The organism is Aeromonas sp. R1-1 (assembly GCF_040908495.1).
Lineage (GTDB): Bacteria > Pseudomonadota > Gammaproteobacteria > Enterobacterales > Aeromonadaceae > Aeromonas > Aeromonas veronii.
The window spans coordinates 1-3434 of sequence record NZ_JBFODV010000130.1 but is presented as its reverse complement, the minus strand read 5'-3'; the positions used below and the strand labels follow the sequence as shown (position 1 = coordinate 3434).

The window sequence follows — 3434 nt, the reverse complement described above, 5'->3', positions numbered from 1 at the left end:
ATGGCCACCTTGTAGGTCTCATCGAGCACGGTACTGCGCGGCGCGGCCTCGGCGTTGATCATCGGCAGGGTGAGGGAGTAGCCCTTGACCGGATAGACCGGCAGCTCCAGCCCGAGCGGGCGCAGCAGCGGCCGCAGAAAACCGGTGGCATAGCTGCCGAGCGCACAGACGATGGCATCGGCGCGATAGCGCTGCTCGCCCGCTCGCACCGCCACGGCGCGGCCACTATCACGACCACGGCCCTGCTCAATCTCGTCGATGTCGCAGTTGAAGACGAACTTGACCCCGAGCTTCTCGGCTTCAAGGGCAAGGGCCTTGGTGAAGCGGAAGCAGTCGCCGGTCTCGTCGCCGGGCAGGCGCAGGCCGCCGACGATTTTGCCCCGCACCCGCGCCAGCGCAGGCTCTGCCGCTTCGCAGCCGCTGGCATCCAGCGACTGGTAGGGGACGCCATACTCCTCCAGCACCTCGATATCGCGCTGACTGGCATCGAGCTGGGATTGGCTGCGAAACAGCTGCAGGGTGCCGAGCTGGCGCCCTTCGTAATCGATGCTCAGCTCGTCGCGCAGTGCCTTCATGCAGTCGCGGCTGTATTCGGCCAGACGCACCATGCGCCCCTTGTTGGTGGCATAGGCGGTCGGGGTGCAGTTGGCGAGCATCTTCAGCATCCAGCGCAGCTGGAAGGGATCAGCAGTGGGGCGCACGGTGAAGGGGGCATGCTTTTGCAGCATCCATTTGGCCGCCTTGAGCGGGATGCCGGGAGCTGCCCAGGGGGCTGCATAGCCCGGGGATATCTGCCCGGCGTTGGCATGGCTGGTTTCAAGGGCGACGCCACCTTGTCGCTCCAGCAGGGTTACTTTGTGACCCGCTTTGGCCAGATACCAGGCGCTGGTTACCCCAATTACGCCGCCACCGAGAACCACTATCTCCATATCGTCTTTCCTTGACTGATCTCCTGATGTGGCCACCACCATAATCAGCCGCCACAGGATATTCAACCGCTCTGCGCAGGATTGGGATATCCGTCTGCTTGCCGGTCACAGGCTGGTGTTTGGTGCGATGACGCGCCTGATTGCCAGCGTAAATTGCTGCGCTGTTGTCAGGGGTATGTGTCAGGGGGTATGGACCGCTTACAACTGCTCCAGCTTGATCAGGTACTGCTCCGCGGTGGCCAGAATGGCCTGCTGCTGCGCTGCGGCTTGGCCATCCCAGTTGGCATAGGGCAGGGCGAGGCGGGGATTGCCGCCCAGTTTGTCCCGATTGCGCCAGAGAAAGTGCCAGTAGAGGCTGTTGAAGGGGCAACTTCCGTCGCCGTGGCGGGCTTTGACCTGATAGTGGCACCCCTTGCAGTAGTGGCCCATCCGCTCGAGATAGGCGCCGCTACTGGCGTAGGGCTTGCTGCCCATCAGGCCGCCATCGGCAAACTGGCTCATGCCGCGGGTGTTGGGCAGCTCCACCCACTCGATGGCATCCACATAGATACCGAGATACCACTGATCCACCTCGTCAGGATCGATCCCCGCCAGCAGGGCAAAGTTACCGGTCACCATTAGCCGCTGGATATGGTGGGCGTAACCGTGCTCAAGGGATTGGTTGATGGCGTGGCGCACGCAGGCCATCCTGGTTTCGCCACTCCAGAAGAAACCGGGCAGCGGCCGGTTAGCCCCGAGAAAATTGGTCTGCTTGTAGTCGGGCATCTTCTCCCAGTAGAGGGCGCGAACAAACTCGCGCCAGCCGAGGATCTGGCGGATAAAACCCTCCACCTGCGCCAACGTGATAGTGGCCTGATTGGCCTGCCAGTGGGATTCGGCTGCGCGGATCACCTCAAGCGGATGAAGCATTTTGCTGTTGAGGGAAAACGACAGACGGCTGTGAAACAGACTCCAGCCGCGCTCGCTCAGGGCATCCTGATAGCGGCCAAAGTGCGGCAGGCAGTGCGCCAGAAAATGGGCCAGCAGCTCGCGACTCTGGCGCCTTGTGATGGGCCACGGCAGGCTGTTGGCATCTGCCTCGCCGATGGTACTGACCCCGTGACGGGTCAGCATGGCATCAATCTCGCTCACCTCATTGGCAAAGGTGAGGGGGGCCGGGATCGGCTGGCTCGCCGGCAGTTTGGCTCGGTTCTCGTCATCGAAGTTCCAGCGCCCGCCAAGGGGTTGGCCGCGCTCATCGAGCAGCACTTGATATTGCTTTCGCAGGGCGCGGTAGAAGAACTCCATCCGGCTGTGAGGATACCGCTGCCAGCCATCGCGGGGGGTGAGAAAATGTTCGCTCTCCACCTCGGTAGCAGGGATGGCAAGGCCCGCCGCCCAGCTTTTCAACTGGCTGGCGAGGCGCCACTCGTCCGGGCTCTGCCAGGCAAAGCTATCGGCCTGATGCGCCGCGATTTGGGCTGCCAGCAGGCTGGGCAAGTCGGGCCAGTGGGCGCTTTCATCGAGAGTCAGGTAACAGACGCGGTGGCCTGCTTTCCTGAGTGCCGCCGCGAAGGCGCGCATGGCGGCAAAGAAGGCCAACACCTTCTGACGATGGTGGTGGCAGTAGTCGGTCTCCTGACGTAGCTCTGCCATCAGATAGCAGATAGCCGGATCCGGGGTGCGAAACCAGCTGTGACCGGCGTTCAGCTGATCGCCAAGAACAAGACGCAGCTCCATCAGACTCGCTCCCCCTCAGGTTGCTGGCTGCTGTGACGAGCGTGGCGACAACGCTCGCTGCAGTAGCGAACCTCCTCCCAACTGCGTGCCCACTTGCGGCGCCAGCTGAAGGGGCGCAGGCAGACGGGGCAGATCTTCTTGGGCAGATAGGGTTTGCGATGCATGATGGCTTACGGCCTTGGCTGATGGGGGATGTGGCGTGTGGGTAGGGAGAATAACGAACCGGGGGCGTGGACGGATCAACCTCACTGCCAGTTTGCCGCTCAGATGCGCACTTTGTGAGCGGGCGCACAGCCCGTCGGTGCGCCCCTTGTTTGCCAATTAACCAGCCGTTAACGTGGCGAGGTTGCCCGTTGGCAGCATCCATCAATGGATCTTGTTGGCCACCGACTGTCTACAACCGATATGGAGGGGAGTGATGCCAATCATGACAGCTACGCCCCGGGCAGCTTGCCTGCTCGCCCACTGGTATACCCGGGATCCCATTCTTACCTTCGACTTTCCTCACCGCTAATTGGCGGCACCCGCCGTTTGAATTTGTCAGCCGGACGACCCTGATCGTCCCGGCCTCTTTGCCAATTCCGATTTCAAACACACTGGCCTTGCGCCGGTGAGGAGTCTTTTATGCGTCGTATACCCGAGCCGTTTCGTATCAAGATGGTCGAGCCCATCAAACAGACCACTGGCACCGAGCGCCGCGCCGCCCTCGAGGCCGCTGGCTGGAACCCCTTCCTGCTGCTGGCCGAGGATGTCTATATCGATCTGCTGACCGACAGCGGCACAGGT

3 protein-coding genes and 1 pseudogene are annotated in these 3434 nt (G+C 62.1%); 1 reads left to right on the top strand and 3 read right to left on the bottom strand.

From position 1 onward, the window contains the following. The 3 genes from AB5Y92_RS07625 to AB5Y92_RS07615 all read right to left on the bottom strand — a co-directional run. Positions 1-929 (bottom strand): D-amino acid dehydrogenase (locus AB5Y92_RS07625; protein ID WP_368226278.1); only part of this gene is annotated, 929 nt, incomplete at its 3' end. Positions 930-1127: 198 nt separating this feature from the next. Beyond that, the gene (locus AB5Y92_RS07620; RefSeq protein WP_368226276.1) at positions 1128-2648 is read right to left on the bottom strand and encodes a cryptochrome/photolyase family protein; all 1521 of its coding nucleotides are present in this window, start codon (positions 2646-2648) and stop codon (positions 1128-1130) included. Beyond that, positions 2648-2812: a DUF2256 domain-containing protein gene (locus AB5Y92_RS07615; RefSeq protein WP_368226273.1), complete on the bottom strand. Its 165-nt coding sequence runs from the start codon at positions 2810-2812 to the stop codon at positions 2648-2650. Before AB5Y92_RS07615 ends, AB5Y92_RS07620 begins: the two co-directional genes overlap by 1 nt. A 460-nt stretch (positions 2813-3272) precedes the next feature. Between AB5Y92_RS07615 and tnaA the strand changes: the two are divergent. Next, positions 3273-3434 (top strand): annotated as a pseudogene (gene tnaA / locus AB5Y92_RS07610) (tryptophanase); the annotation flags it as partial.

Bases quoted from the DNA above. Each gene is read 5' to 3' on its own strand.
- AB5Y92_RS07620 (WP_368226276.1), bottom strand. From the start codon at position 2,648: ATGGAGCTGCGTCTTGTTCTTGGCGATCAGCTGAACGCCGGTCACAGC.
- AB5Y92_RS07615 (WP_368226273.1), bottom strand. From the start codon at position 2,812: ATGCATCGCAAACCCTATCTGCCCAAGAAGATCTGCCCCGTCTGCCTG.